Genomic DNA, 18,295 nt, shown 5'->3' on the forward strand with positions numbered 1-18,295 from the left:
ACCCTTCGCCGCCAGAGGAAGTTATGGACAACTGGATCAACTCGCCCGATCGCAATATTCTGAACCGTCGCGACATGCTCTCAATGACCGGCATGGGGCTCGGTTCGCTGGCGCTCGGTTCGATGTTCGGCAATTCGGCGTCGGCTGCGCCCGCCAATCCGCTGCTGCCGAAGGCGCCCCACTTCGCTCCCAAAGCGAAGCACGTCATTCATATCTTCTTGAACGGCGGTCCGTCGCACGTCGATACGTTCGACCCCAAACCGAAGCTGGAAGAATACGCCGGCAAAGAGATCCCGGTCAAAATGCGGACCGAACGCCCGACCGGCGTTGCGCTCCCCTCCCCTTACAAGTTCAAAAAGTATGGGCAAAGCGGGATCGAAGTCAGCGACATCTTTCCGCATGTCGCCGAAAATGTTGACGACATGTGCTTCATTCGCTCGATGCACGCCAACGTCCCCAACCATGAGCCGTCGCTGCTGTTGATGAACTGCGGCGAAGCCCGCCTGCCGCGGCCCAGTCTCGGCTCGTGGCTCGTCTATGGTCTGGGAACCGAAAATCAAAACCTGCCGTCGTTCATCTCGATGTGCCCCGGCGGCTACCCGATTCAAGAGTCGCAAAACTGGCAATCCGGCTTCCTGCCAGGCGTCTTTCAGGGAACCTACGTCGACACCAAAAACACCGACCTCGAAAAGCTGATCGCCAACGTCCGCAATCAACGCATCGATCACGACGCCCAGGTGCGCCAGTTGGAGCTGCTGCGTCAACTCAACGCGCAGCATCAAGCGCAGCGCGGCGCCGACCCGCAGTTGGAATCGCGGATTCAGTCGTTCGAGCTCGCGTTCCGCATGCAAAGCGAAGCGGCCGAAGCGTTCGACGTTTCCCGCGAACCGAAACATATCCTCGACATGTACGGCGAAGGAACCCAGGCTCGCCAAATCTTGATCGCGCGTCGACTGGTCGAACGCGGCGTCCGCTTCGTGCAAGTCTGGCACGGCCAAGGTCAGCCGTGGGACAGTCATGACGATATCGAAGTCAATCATCGCCGCTTGGCCAAGCAGTGCGATCAGGCGATCGGCGCTCTGCTGAAAGACCTGAAACAAAGCGGCATGCTTGAGGATACGCTGGTGATCTGCGGCGGCGAGTTCGGCCGCACGCCGACCGTCGAGATGCCGAAGGAAGGCTCGAACCAGGGCAAAATCAACGGCCGCGATCACAATCATTATGGCTTTACCGTCTGGATGGCCGGAGGCGGCGTCAAAGGGGGCCACATCCACGGAGCGACCGACGACTTCGGTTTCGCCGCCGTCGAAAACAAAGTCCACGTCCACGACCTCCACGCGACCATCATGCAACTGATGGGCTTCGACCACGAAAAACTAACCTACCGCTACGCCGGCCGCGACTTCCGCCTAACCGACGTGCATGGGCACGTCGTGAACGACATCATCGCCTAGCGGCGAAATGACGAATGCCGGATTGGAGGTCTCCTCGATTCAGTCATTCAGGCTTCTTTCGACATTCTGGTTTCCTCATTCGTCATTCCCGTCAAAGGCGGGCCGGTTGACTAGATGGACTGCGGCATTAAAATCATGAAACCTTCGTTAACCTGCCCTTTGGCGAACATCCTTGATTCGCCGGTGTCTGGATGACGATGAAACGGGAGTGGAAATCAGCCGCTTCCCCTGCGAGCCAACCTCTAGGCCTGCTTGAAGTTGGGGCAAACTCCCCAGCAAACCACAACCCAAAAAGTACGCCCCCTTCGTCTAGTGGCCCAGGACGTCGGATTCTCAGTCCGAAAACAGGGGTTCGACTCCCCTAGGGGGTACTTTCCAGCCGCAGCAATGCGGCTTTTTTTTATGCGCTAACGGCCCCCTGCTCTTTCGGGTTGGATCATTGGACTGGACCGGACCCCCGCGCTTTTTTGAGTTGGATCGTTGGACCGGACCGGACTCCCGCGTTTTTTCGGGTTGGAACGTTGGACAGGACCGGAGTCCACGTTTTTTCGGGTTGGAACGTGGGACCGGACCGGACTCCGCGCTTTTTTGAGTTGGAACGTTGGACAGGACCGGACTCCGCGCTTTTTCGAGTTGGAACGTTGGACCGGACCGGACTCCGCGCTTTTTTGAGTTGGAACGTTGGACCGGACCGGCTGCATCTGCATACGCGGCGTCCAGCGGTCCGGTTGATCGGCGGCGGAAATTTTCATGGCGCAGCACAGCGGCCTCGAATCGGCCTTGTCGGCCGGCGAGTGATCGTGGTTGGTTCGGAATTTCCTGGGTAGTGGACCCCGGATTCGTGCGCTTTGTCAAGCGACAATCATTGGCCTGACGGACCTACTACTTCCGCTTCGCCGGGATCGCTTGCAACTCATACTTATAGATGCACAGGCAGTCTTCCATCTGTTGTGGAGTCAGCCGGCGAAACGCCCTGGGAAGATCGCGGGGTTCCAGCCATTTCTGCGAACGTTCCAGGCCTAGCGCGACGGCTCCAACCCGCACTCCGGCATGGAGATAGACGAACTCCGGCGAAAGTCTGAGAAAGGCGCCCAAGCGATGCGCCGTGTCATAGACCATCAGTTCGCCGATCCCCGAAATGCTCAGGATCGCCTCTTCGACCAGCAGGAACAGTTCGTGAAAAGTTTCGCATGCGGCGAGATTTCGTCTTCGCAATCGAGCATGAACCTTCTGCAGATTGACCCACTTCAAACGATACTGATGCGGATGCCGCCGGCCCTGAGGCGTTTCCGCAAACGACGCCCGACGAAGCGCTTCGTCCCAAGAGGGGAGCTGTTCGTAGAATTGAATCTCTTCGTTCGCCCCTGACTGGTAATGCTTCAAGTAGTGACGAACGATCGCGGCGTAGGAGTTAAGGTTGGCATCTTTTGACGAAGGGACGCATCCGCCTGATCTCTTTTGAGGCGGCCTGCAGCTTTTGAGTGAGGTTTTCTTACGGTTTGACATTGCTGAAGCCTCGTTAAACCGTGATGTTGTCGTGGGCCGGCCCTGGTGGCGGTAACGCCCTTGCGAAACTCCACCAATCGCTCGTTGGCAGGGAATGGTGTTCGTGTGCATTAGTTCGCGAGGGGATTTCATGCTCAGGGGAAATTGTTTTCACCTGAACGACGCACCTCAGCAAATAAATCAGATTCAATTGCGAGTTTCCAGAGTGCGAGAGATTTATGGTCTTTTTTCGCGATTATTAGCGATCCTGTTAATTCAGCACAACTAATGCGTAGGTTTAATTTTTCTTCAACGGAAAGATAAGTACGTGTGTCGTACTCAGTTTCGGTGAGCAAGTCAACTAGCAAAGCGTACAGCTCACCAGTCATTTTTTTCGATAACAGTTTAGGAAGAACTTTGATCAGATCGGCAATCATCGAGATATATAAATGCCGTTGCGGATGCCGCATTCGAATTGCGTGGACCACAAAGATAATTAATTCATTGGGTACACGAATCTGATTCGCCACAGCAAATTCAATGCACCTACGAATTGCATAGCATGATATTGGTGTCATCTCTCTGTCTTGAGATAAAATGGCATCACGAATCTGAGAAAACGCCATTGATTCGGATGTCATATTAGTGAGATAGCGAGATGCAGTCGTTGCTACATGTGGAATTCCCGCTTTATTTGCTTTGTCAAGAAGTCGCGTGCATTCCGTCCGTTGGTCGTCGGTCAGATTTTGCGATGGGATTATGACGCAGTCCAAAAATAATGCCCATGCAATCCCTTCCTGTCGTTGTTTCTCCAACTGAGGTTCTCCGAAGGCGTGCATGAATGAATACTCACTGTCTTTCCACTTTTGATTCTCCCTGTTCTGTAAAGCAAATTCTTCCAGCCATGTGCCAGAATAGATCAAGAGCTGAGAAAGATCGTGAGAAGTCCATCTTAGTGTGCGTTGCTTAGGTCTAGCGCTATTCACCGCGCCGATTTTTGCGAGGCCTTTCCAGTAATCTCCATTTCTGTGAGTTTTGCTTGAAAGATAAAATGTTTTTAATACTCGTTGTTCGTTAAAACCGGTCTTCTTGGGGAGTGTTAAGAGAATCGAAGGGAAGCAGTTGGTATCGGTTGGGATGCCATCTTGGTTCTTCACGAGAATCGCATCTCGCAGCGAAATTGTTTGTTCGCGAGATAGAAAGCCCTGATGAAAGAATGACACTAATCGCTGGGTGAGAATTTGACGAGCAACTCCTTCCGTTTGTGAAATTCGATAGATGGATTTATTGATCGCTGCCTCCAGTTCTTTCGGAGCTTTGAGCTTACGCTGATTGTCTTCAATTACGGTCAACGGGTCGCGCCAGTTCCCAACATGGTCGCCGAAATGTAGGAATTCATCACTGCCCGGAATTGGTAATTCCATTATCATGGCAGCATGGTCGAGTAGCGATTGTGAGGGCATACATTTTGCGAATCGGTCGATGAAGCTGCCTAGTATTGGGCTAATGCCATGCCTTTTCCAGAGATCCGTTCGAGTGAGAATGGAAATGAAGAGTTCGGACAAATTGGTGATTGCAGCATCGCTGAGCTTGGGAATAATGCGGTCCATTACGGTGAGTGCTACTCCTAGTTGTTGCTCCCACCATTGGTCGTTATGCTCGCGCAGCGTGGGCTGGGTATCCAAGTTTTCCATCGCCTCGTTGACGGTCTTAGTTGCCGACGTTAATAAGCTATCGACTTGAGCTTCGGTGGTATTGATCAATCGCTGTCGGTTGAAGAAAGACTTGATCTGCTTTTCGCTACGGCTTCGCAAGACTAGTCCTAGTCCCTCACTTGTCGATAACTGTGAGATGTGGTGCGTTGCATTCTCGAATACCTTGGCAGTAATGGTAAGTGGAATTACGCCGTGAATCTGAAGTGGAATCCCCGAATCTTCAATGAAACGAAGCGCTCGGTATGTGTCCGTCATTTCATCGACGTCACTAAGCCTGTAGTCAATTGTTTCGGATCCAATATCAAAAGAGGCTTTTACGGTTCGGATATCCTTGAATTCGTGTCTTGTTTTTAGCGAATCGCGAAGATTTTGTAGAAGTGGCCGTGGGTCGCAACCTAGTGGTCGCAATTCGCGAAGTCTTCGCTGGATGTCACCCTCGCCAATCATTTCGTTTTCCGAGTCTTTTTTCGTAGGATCGAAACGCTTAGATAGGAGTGGGGTCCTAGAGTTTGCTGTCTGGAATTGGTCGCAAGCCGAGAGAAGGAACAGTACCAATCCCTCCGCAGATCGCGCCCTCAGGTCAACGTTGCGCGACGAACGATAGACCGTTAATTCATTAGCAAGTTCGTTTAGGAGTTCTATCGCGGTCGAAAAATTTCCCAGTTCGAGAAGGAGCCCGGCCTTGCGGATCGACCAAATTGAATCGGAGTTCGTGTTCCAGTTTGAGATAATTTGTTGCGCTTCTTTGGCTTTAAGCTGCCCAAGTAGTAGTAGGGCATGTTGGTAGAAAAGGAAGTTCTGGATGTTTTCGTCTTTTAGCTCGTCCGACTCGATTGCTCTGTACAGAACCTCGAACCTCTTTGAGTCTCCAATCTCACGCGCGTGTCGCAAAAGCTCGCATCGAATCGCGAATACATCAAGAAGAAAACTTGGATGGGAGCGACATGCTTCGCCGATTTGCGTTTCATTCATGGCATTGACCTCGATAAGCATAGGGTCAATGTTATTAAAGACAATGGAATCGAAAAGAGGATGGAGGCAGGTTGACATTCTCCAAGTTAGTTCTCGTGAAAAGAATACTCTTTGCCAAATTTCATGCGTACTATTGCTGATATATCGTGTGTAACGTAACCAGAATTGAGTATCGATCCAAAGGCGTTTTATTCCTTCAATATGGAGTATGTTCCATCCTCCATATTTCAGGCGATTTTTTTTCCATATCTTGCATACGTCTATGTGTTTGATTTTAGTCGGAGACGTTTGCTCATTTGCTTCGCTCTTTTCCGCCACGACATCTGGAGGGCGATTCCAAGCCACATTCGCTAGGGATGGTTCCTGTGCGAGGAAATTCAGGACCCATTTTAGCGCATCTTTGAGATTTTCCTTTTGTGAAACCCTTGTCAGCGGAATTGGAATTACATGCCGTTCTTCTAGTAGTCTTCTTTGGAAATGCTTAGGTTCGTTTAAGCAAAACAAATACAGAGAAGGCGCGGAGAGAGCGAGCGTGTCTCGGACCCATCCGGTCCATGCCAAAAAGTTCGGATCGTCACCGGAAAATCCAAAAAGGCAAAAAGCATTCTCGCAAAGTGATGCGCGTACAAGGCCTACAAAGGCTGGGTTCTCGAGCGGATACTTCCGAAAGTCATCTTCTGTAATTACTAGTCCATCAAGACTGGGTAGACTCCCATGTAGCTTCACAATTCGAGGTGGACGAGCAAGCGGTAAGTGCGCTGCCGAGGTAACAACTTCGTAGGTCTGTTTGCGAAGCGTCTTGCTCGACCTAGAACGAGTTGCCCACTCTAACATCCGATCGTAGTTAGTTGTAAAGACATCAGCCCATGGTAAGTCTACGAGGGATTCAAGGATCTCACCTGGTTCGAATTCGTCATCACGAGTTTCCTCTCGGATTAAATCCGTGAGGGCAGGCCTTCCGAAAGCAGCTTCATACTCTTGAGCATACCGTAGTGCTGAGCTGGTAGATTCGGCGCGAATAAGCTGACGTTCGGCTTCTGCTGAATCAATGTACAGTTCTGTCACCATTCGTTGAACCAAGTCTCGCCATAATGGGAAAGGTGTCGCACCAGGAATACGCGGAACTGCATTTCGACTGAATCCTGCGCCAATCATTACAGACGCCTTAGACCCTCGTTTGTCGTGCAGTCTGTTTCTAAGGTCGAAAAGGATGTGCTCAAACTCGTTTTTGCTAGTCTCAGACATTATTGGAAGCTCTGGGATTTCTCGAATCGGTTAGTAAAATGCTAGTCTGAGATGAATCCACAAACCATTGTTTATCAGCTATATTACCGATCATTTCGGTAAGCGTACCTCTCAAGAGCGAAATTCGACGATTGCAATACTGTGTCATGGCGCTATTGTCATGGGGGCGAGGCCACGGCGATTGCGCCATGATGGGCAACCTGCGACAATCCGGCAAGTGCGTCTTGGCGGTTTCGTGATTGCTTGATCGCGGCCAAGCGTTTGTCTTGCCGAGAGTTGTTCAGCATGTCGTCTTCATCGCGCGCTTCGATTCAAGAACACTTCGCCGATCTGACGGATCCGCGGACTCGCAAGGTAACTTATCCGCTAGTCAACATCGTCACGATGTCGCTCTGTGCGGTGCTAGGTGGAGCAGATGATTTCGTTGCGATCACTGACTGGGCCGAAGACAAGAAAGAGTGGCTTTCGCAGTTCCTCGACATGAGCACCGGCGTTCCTTCGCATGATCGCTTCAACGCGATTCTCGGCGCTTTGAAGCCGGCTGAATTTGAGAAGTGTTTGCTTAGCTGGATCACTTCGTTGCAAGAGATTACCGATGGGCAGATTATCGCGATCGACGGCAAAACTTTGCGGCGCAGCTTTGACGCCGCCAGCAGCAAGGCCGCGATTCATATGGTCAGCGCCTGGGCGACCGCCAATCATGTGAGTCTCGGGCAAGTCGCGACTGACGCGAAGAGTAATGAGATCACGGCGATTCCGAAATTGCTCGAAATCATCGAGGTTTCCGGCTGTTTGGTGACGATCGACGCGATGGGTTGTCAGAAAGAGATCGCCGCCAAGATCGTTAACGCAGGCGGTGATTACTGTCTGGCGATTAAAGGGAATCAGCGTTATCTGCATCAAGCGATTCGCGATCACTTCGCCGCTGCGATGGAAATCGACTTTGCGAAAATGAAAGTTCACCGCCACGAGACGCACGAGAAAGGGCATGGCCGCGAAGAGTCGCGTTACTACTATCTCTGTCCAATCGACGCCGATGATTTTCCGTACGCCTCGCGTTGGACGAAGCTGAAGGCGATCGGAATGACGATCAATATCGTCAAGCAAAACGGCAAAGAGACGAGTGAAGTACGCTACTACATCGTGAGCAAATATCTCACCGGCAAACGCTTCGCCGAAGCGGTCCGAGGGCACTGGAGCATTGAGAATTCGCTCCACTGGCAACTCGACGTAACGTTCGGCGAAGACCAAAGTCGAATCCGCAAAGGCCACGCCGACGTCAACTTCAGTCTGCTAAGAAGAACAAGCCTGAGCTTGTTGAAGAACAACAAAACGGCGAAGGTGGGCGTGAAGAACAAGCGGCTAAAAGCTGGAAGGAACGACGCCTACTTGTTGGAAGTGTTGCTGGGGACGTGATTTATGGTGCGATCGCCGTGCGGGGCGAGGCAGTGGATGGGATCGTTAGCTCAATTGGTGTACTTTCTTTAAGGTCTTGAAGAGGCGATTGTAAACGGGCTTTTTACGTTCAATCCGGTGCTCTCACGTTCGTTCATTGCGACACAAGGCTGGTGCCCCCGCCCCCCAATTCTTCTTCTGGCAATCGCCCCCAACCGCAGTGTAGAATGCACCTCTTGCCTCGCCGGTTGATCGCTTCGATTGACCGCTTCTCCCCTGCCCTGTTTGTTCCCTCCCCCTGCCGTTCTGCAAGCAAAGAGCCCTCTATGAAAAGCTTCTTCGTAATCCGTGTTACTTCGTTGGCGCTGCTGATCAGCGGGCTCGCGGCGTCGGCTGCTTTGGCGGTGGAGCCGCCAGCCAAGGTGACTTTGAGTGGGGATTGGGCGGTGCAGGTCGATGTGGCTGGCGCTGCGGATGGTCCAGGGGTGTCGGCGCTGGTCGCGGTCGATTTGCCGGGGTTGTTTACTGTGACGGCTGAGCGGCATGCGAGTTTGCCGGTTTATGATCCGGCGGGGCCGCAGTATCGGCGTGGGGCTCGGTTGACGGCGTTGATTTCTGAATCGCTGACGGCGCCTGATTTGTTGGATCCGAGCAGCGTGGTGGTTCGCAGTGGGCCTACCGATAGTGACGAAACCTACGTGCGTGGTCGCGATTATGAATTTGAAAATCGGTGGGGCGGGATTGGTCGTTTGGCCGGGGGGAAGATCGCCGCGGAGACGCCGGTGTTTATCAGCTATCAGCATACGTTGTCGCGAATCGATTCGATCGTGTTGAACGGCGATGGAGAGATCGACTATCGCGGCGGCGAGCCGAAGGCCGAAACTCCGGCGGCGCCGTCGATCGCTGCTGGAGAACGACGCCTGGCGAATGTCTGGATACCAGGGCAGATCGCGCGGCTGACGAAGAAGAATCTGTTTCCCATTTTAGAGACGGCGTATCCCGAGCCGGCGGCGACTTCTCCGTCGCTGGCCGAGCAGAAAATTCCTCGCACGCTGGCCAAGTTGCGGTCTGGCGAGCCGCTGCGAATTTTGGCTTGGGGAGACAGCGTGACCGACGGCGCCTATCTGGCCGACCCAGCGCGCGAGCGCTGGCAACAACAATTTGTCGCGCGGCTGCGGCAGCGCTTTCCCCAAGCGAAGATCGAACTAGTGACCGAAGCTTGGGGCGGTCGAACGACCGGTTCCTATCTGGCCGTCCCGCCGGGTGAGCCGCACAATTATCAGGAAACAGTGCTGGACGCGAAGCCTGACCTGGTGATTAGCGAGTTTGTGAATGACGCCGGTCTGAGCCCGGCGGCGGTGGAAGAGCGCTACGGCAAGTTGCTGGCCGACTTTCAAGCGATCGGCGCCGAGTGGATCATCTTGACGCCGCATTACGTGCGGCCCGACTGGATGGGATTGGATCGGCAGAATGACATTGATGACGACCCGCGCCCGTATGTGCAGGGGCTTCGCCGGTTCGCCGCGAAGCATCCGGTAGCGCTGGCCGACGCATCGCTGCGGTATGGTCGACTCTGGCGTCAAGGGATACCGTACAACAGTCTGATGGTGAACTGCATCAATCACCCGGGGCCGGCGGGGCTGGCGATTTTTGCAGACGCGCTGATGGGGTTGTTTCCGTAATAAGAAGATCACCGGCGTCGCCCCTGATTATCGATCGTAGTCGAGAAAATTGAGAAGATGACATTGGTAAAGCAAGCATTGATTGCGGTCGTTGTAAGTCTGGGCCTTTTCGGCGGTCAGGCCATCGCCGACGAATTCGCCATCCCCGATAACACCGAGAAATCGACTTCCACGCCGGTGGATCCTGTCGAGGTGGTGAAGTCGGCGAAGTTGCCGCCGGGGTTTCAGTTGTCGTTGGTCGCGGCTGAGCCTGATGTGCGGAATCCGATTGCGATGACGCTGGACGAGCGTGGGCGGCTGTGGGTTGCGGAGAACTACAGTTGGGCAGGCGGCGGCGCCGGTGGTTTTAACGGCGACATCCGCGATCGAATCTTGATTTTTGAAGATACCAACGGCGACGGAACGCTCGACAAGCGGTCGGTGTTTTGGGATCAGGCTTATAAGCTGACGAGCATCGAGATCGGTGATGGCGGCGTGTGGGCGATCTGTCTGCCGCACTTGTTGTTTATTCCGGATCGTGATCGAGATGATGTGCCGGATGGGGAGCCGGTGGTTGTGTTGGATGGATTCGACAGCAGCAAAGGAGTTTCGCATACGCCGGCCAATGGACTGAAGTGGGGCCCCGATGGTTGGCTGTATGGTCGGCACGGCATCTTGGCGACCAGCCGCGTCGGCAAGCCGGGCGCGAGCGACTCGCAGCGGTTTGCGATCAACACCGGCGTGTGGCGCTATCATCCGACGCGCGATGTGGCCGAACCGGTGATGCACGGGATGACCAACTCGTGGGGATTCGACTTTGACCAGCATGGCGAGATGTTTGTCATCAACACCGTGATCGGCCATCTGTGGCACGTGATCCCGGGCGCACATACCGAGCGGATGTTTGGGATCGACATCAACCCGCACTCTTACCAGCTGCTCAAGCAGGTCGCCGATCATGTGCATTGGGACGAAGGAGAAGCTTGGGCCGACGTTCGTAAAGGGATCACCGACAAAACGAGCGCGGCCGGCGGCGGGCATGCTCATATCGGGTTGATGATCTACCAAGGAGACAACTGGCCCGCCGAGTATCGCAATCGCTTGTATACGCTCAATCTGCATGGGCTGCGGATCAATACCGAGTATCTCAAACGAAGCGGCGCCGGATACGCGGCGACGCATGGGCCCGATATCTGCTTTATGGAAGATCCCTGGTTCCGCGGCATGGAGTTGCTCACCGGTCCCGATGGCGGCGTCTACCTCGCCGATTGGAGCGACACCGGCGAATGCCATGACCACGACGGAGTTCATCGCAGCAGCGGGCGAATCTATAAGTTGACGTATGGTGAGCCAGAGCGGATCGCCCCGTTTGATTTGCAGAAGCAATCGACGAACCAACTGATCGCATTGCTCGCGCATCGTAACACTTGGTGGGCGCGTCAGGCACGGCGGCTGTTGACCAATCGCGCCGCGACCATGATGAGCCAGGAAGAACTGAAGACGCTGCATGCGGCGCTGAAGGAAAGCTTCGGCGAGACCAGTGATCCGATCGTGCGGATTCGTTTGCTGGAGACGATCGCGACAACCGCCGGAGCGGACGAGTCATGGTGGATCGAACAGTTGGCGGCGGAAGATGAGTACCAGCGCAGCGCCGCTTTGAAATTTTTGGTCGATCTGACCACGCAAGCGGATGCGACGCCCTCGGCGGCCGTATTGCAGACGTTGCGACAATCGGCGGCCAATGATCCATCAGGATTGGTGCAATTGCATCTCGCGTCGGCGCTGCAGCGACTGCCGGTGGATCTGCGTTGGGAGATCACCCAGCAACTGGCGCAGCGCGACGAATACGCAACCGACGCCGTCTTGCCGCTGATGATCTGGTATGGAATTGAACCGGCGATAACGCGTGATTCGACGCAGGCGCTGGCGCTGTTGGAAAAGTCAAAAATTCCGCTGCTGACCGAGCTAGTTGCGCGACGGATGACCTTAGAGATCGAGCGCAACCCAGGCGCCGTCGATCAGATGTTGGCGCTCGCGGCGAATGGAAAACGCCGCGCTCCCGAGAGCGTGATCCGCGGCATGGCCGCGGCGCTCAACGGTTGGCAGAAAGCGACCGCGCCGAAGCATTGGGCGGAAGTCGCGCAGAAGTATGGTCAGGCCTCGGACGTCGAGATCCGCAATCACGTGCAAAGCCTGAGCGTGGTCTTTGGCGACGGCCGTGCGCTGGACGAGATCCGGTTGATCGTGACCAATAACCAGCTGCCTGCCGAGGCGCGACGTTCTGCGCTCCGTTCGCTGCTGGTCAGTCGGCCTGCCGATTATGTTCCGACGTTGGTGCAATTGCTGGATGATCCGGCGATGATGGTCGCGGCGCTGCGCGGATTGGCCCAATACGATGACCCGTCGATTCCGGCGAAGATTTTGGCGCGTGTTTCGAAGTATGACGCCGCCGCGCGAGCCGAGATGATCCAGACGCTCGCCGCGCGGCCGAGTTCGGCGCGATCGCTGCTTGACGCCGTCCAGGCGAAGCGAATCGCAGCTAGCGAGATCTCTGCGTTTCAGGCGCGGCAAATCGCGTCGCTGGAGAATGAAGAGCTGACGAGTGACTTGATCCGGTTGTGGGGAGATGTCCGCGTCAGCGCCGCCGAGAAGCGAGCGTTGATTGACAGCTTCAAGGAGAAATTATCGCCAAAGGTTTTGGCGCAAGCCGATCTGTCGGCGGGGCGCGCGCTGTTTCAGAAGACTTGCGCCAGTTGCCATGTCTTGTATGGCCAAGGGCGACTGTTGGGGCCTGACCTGACCGGGTCGAATCGGAAGAACATTGATTATCTACTGGAAAATGTGATCGATCCGAGCGCCAGCGTCGGCGCCGATTTCCGGACGGTCGTCATCGCGATGGACGATGGCCGCGTGCTGAACGGCGTGATCGGCGAACTGAACGAACGGACGCTGACGCTGAAATCAGCGCAAGAGTCGATTACGCTGGACCGGCAAGAGATCGAAGAGATGAAGACGAGCAAGGTTTCGCTGATGCCGGAAGGTCAGCTGCAAAAGCTGAGCGACGAAGAAACGCGAAACCTGATCGCCTATCTGATGTCGACCGTCCAAGCGCCGCTGCCGCCAGAGTAAGCGGCGCGTTGCGGACGCTGAAGCAGCGGCGGCCGACGGCGATGGTCTCGTCTATTCGTCGGGCGCATAAAAAAGGCTTGCGGTCGGTGGCGACCGCAAGCCTCTGCGTGCTATTCGCGGGCGCGACTATCTTCCGCCCATGCTGTCTTCGATCGTCTTCTGAACTTTGTCCAGATTGAATGAACCAGGCGATTGACTCGGAGGATAGTCTTTCATCGTCATCAGAAATTGGGCGCCCAATTGTTGCATCGGCGCCAAGGTGAAGACGCGTTCGAGAAACCAATCGTTATAGACGGTCGCATTGTGTTGCGCTTTCTCAAACGGATCGCGGCGCAGGTTGAACAACAACGGAACGCGCAGATGGACGAACGGCTCGCGCCAGACCTCGAACGCCATGCCGCGGTTTTCCAGGAAGACCGCTTTCCACGCGTCGTAGCGCATCGCGACGATCTGTCCGTCGTCATTGACGTAAATGAATTCGTGGCGAGGAGAATCTTCGGTCTTCCCGGTCAAGTATTCGAGCTGATTGTGGCCGTCGATATAGTTGTGGTATTTGCGACCGTTTAGTTCGACGCCTGCCTGCAGCTTCTCTTTGATGTCCGGCGCGCCGGCGATGGTGGCGAAGGTGGGCAGCCAGTCTTCGTGAGCGACGATGCCGTTCAGCGTCTTGCCGGCCGGAAATTTGCCGGGCCAACGGACGAACGCCGGAACGCGATAGGCGCCTTCCCAGTTGCTGTTTTTCTCGTTGCGGAACGGCGTCGTGCCGGCGTCAGGCCAAGTGTTGTAGTGCGGTCCGTTGTCGGTCGAGTAAAGGACCAGCGTGTTGTCCGCGATCTTCAACTCATCCAACAGATCAAGCAGCATCCCGACATGCCGGTCATGTTCGACCATGCCGTCATGGTATTCGTCGCCGTCCGGTCCGCTGATGCCGGTGAGTTCTTTTTTCACATGCGTCCGGAAATGCATCCGCGTTCCGTTCCACCAGCAGAAGAACGGTTGATCCGCTTCATGCTTGCGTTTGATGAAATCGGTCGCGGCGGCGACGGTTTCATCGTCGATCGTCTCCATCCGTTTTTTGTTTAGGGGGCCGGTGTCTTCGATGGTTTGCCCGCCGTCGCCGTCCGCTTTGCATTTGAGCACGCCGCGCGGACCATAGACGTCGGTAAACTTTTTCCCGTTCGCGAGCACCATATCGGTCGGGTAGTCGCGATTTTCGGGTTCTTCTTGCGAGTTCAAGTGATAAAGGTTGCCGAGAAACTCGTCAAAGCCGTGCATCGTGGGGAGATGCTCGTCGAGATCGCCTTGGTGGTTCTTGCCAAATTGCCCGGTCGCATAGCCTTGCGATTTCAGGACGGTCGCCATGGTCACGTCGGTCTTTTGCCAACCTTCTTTGGCGCCGGGCAAGCCGACCTTGGTCATGCCGGTGCGGACCGGAACATTGCCGCCGATAAACGCGGCGCGTCCGGCGGTGCAGCTTTGCTGCCCGTAGTAGTCGGTGAACGAAAGGCCTTCTTGGGCGATGCGATCAATGTTGGGCGTTTGATAGCCCATCATGCCTTGGCTGTTGTGGCTGATGTTCCAGATGCCGATATCGTCGCCCCAGATGACCAAGATATTCGGCTGGTCGGCCGCGTGGACGGCGGTTACTCCCAGACAGCACAACATGCTGACCGAAAGTAGTAAACGAGGAATTTTCATCGTTGTAATTACTCCTGGCTGTGGATCCTGAACCGGATGACCTGCTCGAAATTGACAGAGGTAGTTGGGAAGGCGAATCATGGCTGATTCGACCTCGAGATTTGACATTGACTCTGCAGCGTTGTAATCAACATCGCGAAGAATCGCGATGAAAGAGGCGCGCTCAAGTATTGCCTTGGAAGAGATGGGAGAGAATTTGCATTAGATAAGCTGGGACAACCGTAAGTGTAACCCCTAAAAAGGACCGTCAAAAGAAAAAAACAGCGAGCTTCCGAGAAACTTCATCAGCCCCTCGATGCGACGACCGCGGTTGTCAGCATGGTTAGAACAGCCTGGGGAACCCAACTCGGTCTCGAAGTAGAAAGGCGACACGCGCGTCTTGTTGGGGCCACATGATTGTTCAGAGAATTGAAGCGCGTCAAAGTGATGCGGTTGGCCGCAGTCAGGTTCGCAGCGCGTCTCGCTTGGCGACGGCCCGTCCAGCAGTGCGACTAGAAGCTGATCTTGCCGCGCAAACCGACCAGCAGGGCCGTGTTAAAGTCTTTCTGCTCCGGCTCCAGCACTTGCATATCGGCGGTTAAATGGAACCAGGGAGTGACCTCGACGTTGTAGAACATCTCGACGCCGTTGCCGTCGCCGATCGGTCCCAACGCCGCTTCTAAGAAGGGACCAATTTGATTGCTCGTCTCGAGGTAATAGTAGCCGACGCCAAAGGTATCTTGCCGTCGACAAGCGAGCGGGCTATCGCCGCCGACGCCGATGCTGAAAAACGAGGCCAACGGATTGGCCCGATCGTCGGCGACACTGGCACGAGCGAACATTCCCCAGCCCTTGGTCGAGTCATCACAGTAGTGAACCAGGTATTGATCCATGTTCCAGTACAAACCCCAGGTTCCAGATGCGCGATCGATGGGGACGTCGGGTAGCACGACACGCGGATCTTGTCCCAAGGAAACGTATTCACGACTGCTCCAAGATCCGCCCAGCAGTTGATGCCCTTGCTTGCCTCCGATCTCGTAAGGCAAGCGAGTTTCGGCAATGAGCGAGACTCCGTTGGCGAACAGTTCGTTGAAACCGGCGGTGCTCGCCGTATTGGTCGAGTTCAAAACGGTGAACGTAAAAATCGGCGCTTGGTCTTGAAGCAAGATAAAACCGGTTCCCAAAGTGGCGTAGGGAACCGAACGGAGGAGCAAGGGATTAACGACAAACGCCAGGTTCGAGAATTGATCCTTGCCCCGTTTGTGGGCGAACAAGTTGGCGTCACCTTCCAGCGTATCCAGCTTGCCGGCGAAGATCGCAAAATCTTCTGACAGAAACTGCGTGAACAAGACATTGGTGAGAAAAACGTCGTTGCTGCCAGGCGCCGGCAAGTCGGTTAAGACCGTGGCCGGCAAGATGGCGCCGTCCGAACCAGAAATCGATTCGCCATAACGATGTTCGGCTCGCAGCTTAACAAACATTCCTTCTTGAATGCCGGCTTTGCCCAGATCCCAGTTCAGCAGAAAGTCGCCGTGGCCGGCGAACGTAAACCGTTGCTCTTTGCCGCCGCTGGCGACGCCAAAATAGAACTCCGTTTGATCGATGTCCCACTGCATCCCATGCGCGAGCATGCAGCTGCGCGTGCCGAGCCAATCTCCCAATAACGCCTGGCGTTCGCAAATGCAGCCAGCATAGTTGGGCGCCGCCGGCGCCGCGGCGCCGGCCGTGCAGTAGGGACAGTCGCACTGGGCGACTGCCGAACTGACGCCGCCGAGCAGCATCACGAGGGGGGGCACCAGCAACGTGACAAATCGTCGAACGAGAAACAGCATAATCCAGCCTGCCTTGGTCAACGCGATCGAGGTCCTCCCCCCCCCTTTTTATCGTCGATGCTGGCAAGCGGATGAAAAGTTCTCCCCGGCAGTGGCAGACTTTACGTAACCGATCGCGCGATTTCGCCGGATCGACTTCGCGCGACGACCTCCAATCGTGACAGCCTACTATTCTTCCCTACGGAAGTTGACGCCGGACCGAGTTTGGCGATTAGGGCGAAACGCCGGCTAATCACGGACCGTAATCGTTGCGTGATCTCCCTCGTTAAAAAAAGTGGTCCCGGTTAACGCCGTCAAAATCGGCCCCGGTCGAGACAACACTTCTTGAAGCGTTTGCCTGATCCGCAAGGATAAGGATCATTGCGCCCCAGTTTCTCTTCCAGCAACTTGACGCTTTGGACAAGGCGCACGCCGTGTTTGACTCGCGATTCTGAGGGGAACCCGCGGCGACGTTTAATCATCGGCCCCACAAAAGGAAGCGTCGTCCGCCGGTTGGTCATGTTTCGATCGCATCATGCACCTCCTATCGGTTAAAGAGAAACGACCATGATCGAGAGTGGACACGACAAGCGCGGGGAAGTTCGCGAGAACGCGTCGCTGGGTGTTGGGGCGCGATCGGCCGGCGAGCGAGTGGACCAAGATGTCGATTGTGGCCTCGCGGTCGGTTTATTTCCTTGGTGGATCGCCGGGGTTCAGGTACAATAATCGGACATTCAAATTTTGCATCTGCACTTTGAATCGGCGGTTGGTCGCGACGCTCTACGCGACTCACGGAATGGAGTTCGACCATGGATTGTGTCGAGATGACTCGCGAGCGGTTTCTTAGCGATGATCAGGGACGCACGTTTGCGGACGTTGCGAACGATCCTGAGCAACCCTTTGACGAGGTGCTCGCCTTTTTTAGCGACGAAGGCCGCCAGCGTCGCATGGAAGAGGCGGAGATCCATCATGATCGTCCCCCTTTGGCAGGCGTGGTGCGCGAGCTGGAAGCGATTCCGGCCGTCGATCAAGCGCTCGCTAAAATGCAGCTAAACCAAAGCAAACGCTTGCGACAAGCGATCGGCGTCATCGTGCGCATGCTGATGGAGGCCCGCGGTTGGAGCAAGACCGGCCGCAAGGGATCGCTGGGCGTTCGCGCCGCCAAGTCGGCGACCGCGCCAAATCACAACACCGGCGGATTGGCTTTCTGGTTTATTCGCGCAGAGCGATACCAGCGCCCCAGCGGCATGCCATACCAATCGGTGCGGCAGCGATGTCGCCAATTGGATTCGCTGACTCCGCAAACTACAAACAGGGCTCGCTGAAAATGAATCTAATCCTCTGGATGACCAGTTGGTTTTCCGCTCGCGGCAAGGCGATCTCCCTTTATCGTCGCGGGATGGCCAAAGCCAAGCTGCGCGACTATCCTGGCGCCGTCGACTTTTATTCGCAAACCATCGCGCTGACGGCGACCCCTGCTGATGTGCGCGGGATGGCGCTTTATAATCGCGCCTTGGTTTACTCGGCTTTAGGTGACGGCGCCAAAGCGACCGATGATTTGAATCAAGTCTTGGCGGTCGCCGAAACTCCGGCCAATATTAAGACCGAAGCGAAGCGAAAGTTAGCTCGCATGCGCCGTCATGCCGGCGATGCGCCCGCCCACGCATAGAATGAATTATCCCCCGCGACGCGCGTACCGGTCAGCCGTTCGTCCTCGTTTCTGACATTTAGCGGCCGATCAAGGAAACCTG

At 55.3% G+C, this 18,295-nt stretch carries 11 protein-coding genes and 1 tRNA gene; 7 read left to right on the top strand and 5 right to left on the bottom strand.

Annotated features, from left to right (window positions below):
- The first annotated feature begins 23 nt into the window (after positions 1-23).
- Both DSM3645_RS10430 and DSM3645_RS10435 read left to right on the top strand, forming a co-directional pair.
- Positions 24-1,454 (top strand): DUF1501 domain-containing protein, encoded by a 1,431-nt coding sequence (locus DSM3645_RS10430; RefSeq protein ID WP_002652110.1) that lies wholly within the window; start codon positions 24-26, stop codon positions 1,452-1,454.
- A 298-nt stretch (positions 1,455-1,752) separates the two neighbouring features.
- Positions 1,753-1,825 (top strand) — tRNA-Glu (locus DSM3645_RS10435).
- A gap of 511 nt (positions 1,826-2,336) precedes the next feature.
- Here the strand turns inward: DSM3645_RS10435 and DSM3645_RS28065 are convergent.
- Positions 2,337-2,960: a hypothetical protein gene (locus tag DSM3645_RS28065; RefSeq protein ID WP_154657803.1), complete on the bottom strand. Its 624-nt coding sequence runs from the start codon at positions 2,958-2,960 to the stop codon at positions 2,337-2,339.
- 134 nt (positions 2,961-3,094) lie between these two features.
- Positions 3,095-6,871: an SIR2 family NAD-dependent protein deacylase gene (locus tag DSM3645_RS10450; RefSeq protein ID WP_040351761.1), complete on the bottom strand. Its 3,777-nt coding sequence runs from the start codon at positions 6,869-6,871 to the stop codon at positions 3,095-3,097.
- Positions 6,872-7,156: 285 nt separating this feature from the next.
- Here DSM3645_RS10450 and DSM3645_RS10455 point away from each other — a divergent pair, with 285 nt between their 5' ends.
- From DSM3645_RS10455 to DSM3645_RS10465, 3 genes are all read left to right on the top strand, one after another.
- A complete protein-coding gene (locus DSM3645_RS10455) occupies positions 7,157-8,287 on the top strand; it encodes an ISAs1-like element ISBlma8 family transposase (RefSeq protein WP_002652115.1) in 1,131 nt (376 codons plus the stop codon).
- 305 nt (positions 8,288-8,592) lie between these two features.
- Entirely contained in the window at positions 8,593-9,948 is a 1,356-nt protein-coding gene (locus DSM3645_RS10460) for an SGNH/GDSL hydrolase family protein (protein WP_002652116.1), read from the top strand.
- A 57-nt stretch (positions 9,949-10,005) separates the two neighbouring features.
- Complete coding sequence (locus DSM3645_RS10465) at positions 10,006-13,056, top strand: PVC-type heme-binding CxxCH protein (protein WP_002652117.1); 3,051 nt, start codon at positions 10,006-10,008, stop codon at positions 13,054-13,056.
- A gap of 126 nt (positions 13,057-13,182) precedes the next feature.
- Here DSM3645_RS10465 and DSM3645_RS10470 read toward each other — a convergent pair whose 3' ends face one another.
- The 3 genes from DSM3645_RS10470 to DSM3645_RS10480 all read right to left on the bottom strand — a co-directional run bounded on the left by DSM3645_RS10470 (position 13,183) and on the right by DSM3645_RS10480 (position 17,065).
- Positions 13,183-14,721: an arylsulfatase gene (locus DSM3645_RS10470; RefSeq protein WP_040352399.1), complete on the bottom strand. Its 1,539-nt coding sequence runs from the start codon at positions 14,719-14,721 to the stop codon at positions 13,183-13,185.
- A 524-nt stretch (positions 14,722-15,245) separates the two neighbouring features.
- The gene (locus DSM3645_RS10475; RefSeq protein ID WP_116344393.1) at positions 15,246-16,565 is read right to left on the bottom strand and encodes a carbohydrate porin; all 1,320 of its coding nucleotides are present in this window, start codon (positions 16,563-16,565) and stop codon (positions 15,246-15,248) included.
- Positions 16,566-16,858: 293 nt separating this feature from the next.
- A complete protein-coding gene (locus tag DSM3645_RS10480) occupies positions 16,859-17,065 on the bottom strand; it encodes an SEC-C metal-binding domain-containing protein (protein ID WP_002652122.1) in 207 nt (68 codons plus the stop codon).
- 288 nt (positions 17,066-17,353) lie between these two features.
- On the opposite strand from DSM3645_RS10480, the gene DSM3645_RS10485 reads away from it, so the two are divergent.
- Both DSM3645_RS10485 and DSM3645_RS10490 read left to right on the top strand, forming a co-directional pair.
- Entirely contained in the window at positions 17,354-17,869 is a 516-nt protein-coding gene (locus DSM3645_RS10485; RefSeq protein ID WP_002652124.1) for a hypothetical protein, read from the top strand.
- Positions 17,870-17,871: 2 nt separating this feature from the next.
- Entirely contained in the window at positions 17,872-18,213 is a 342-nt protein-coding gene (locus tag DSM3645_RS10490) for a hypothetical protein (protein ID WP_002652125.1), read from the top strand.
- Positions 18,214-18,295 lie beyond the last annotated feature (82 nt).

Source organism: Blastopirellula marina DSM 3645 (assembly GCF_000153105.1).
Classification (GTDB): domain Bacteria; phylum Planctomycetota; class Planctomycetia; order Pirellulales; family Pirellulaceae; genus Blastopirellula; species Blastopirellula marina.

Excerpts from the sequence above, each read along its gene's own strand:
- DSM3645_RS10430 (WP_002652110.1), top strand. The coding sequence starts at position 24 with ATGGACAACTGGATCAACTCGCCCGATCGCAATATTCTGAACCGTCGC.
- DSM3645_RS28065 (WP_154657803.1), bottom strand. The coding sequence starts at position 2,960 with ATGTCAAACCGTAAGAAAACCTCACTCAAAAGCTGCAGGCCGCCTCAA.
- DSM3645_RS10450 (WP_040351761.1), bottom strand. The coding sequence starts at position 6,871 with ATGTCTGAGACTAGCAAAAACGAGTTTGAGCACATCCTTTTCGACCTT.
- DSM3645_RS10455 (WP_002652115.1), top strand. The coding sequence starts at position 7,157 with ATGTCGTCTTCATCGCGCGCTTCGATTCAAGAACACTTCGCCGATCTG.
- DSM3645_RS10460 (WP_002652116.1), top strand. The coding sequence starts at position 8,593 with ATGAAAAGCTTCTTCGTAATCCGTGTTACTTCGTTGGCGCTGCTGATC.
- DSM3645_RS10465 (WP_002652117.1), top strand. The coding sequence starts at position 10,006 with ATGACATTGGTAAAGCAAGCATTGATTGCGGTCGTTGTAAGTCTGGGC.
- DSM3645_RS10470 (WP_040352399.1), bottom strand. The coding sequence starts at position 14,721 with ATGTTGTGCTGTCTGGGAGTAACCGCCGTCCACGCGGCCGACCAGCCG.
- DSM3645_RS10475 (WP_116344393.1), bottom strand. The coding sequence starts at position 16,565 with ATGCTGTTTCTCGTTCGACGATTTGTCACGTTGCTGGTGCCCCCCCTC.
- DSM3645_RS10480 (WP_002652122.1), bottom strand. The coding sequence starts at position 17,065 with ATGACCAACCGGCGGACGACGCTTCCTTTTGTGGGGCCGATGATTAAA.
- DSM3645_RS10485 (WP_002652124.1), top strand. The coding sequence starts at position 17,354 with ATGGATTGTGTCGAGATGACTCGCGAGCGGTTTCTTAGCGATGATCAG.
- DSM3645_RS10490 (WP_002652125.1), top strand. The coding sequence starts at position 17,872 with ATGAATCTAATCCTCTGGATGACCAGTTGGTTTTCCGCTCGCGGCAAG.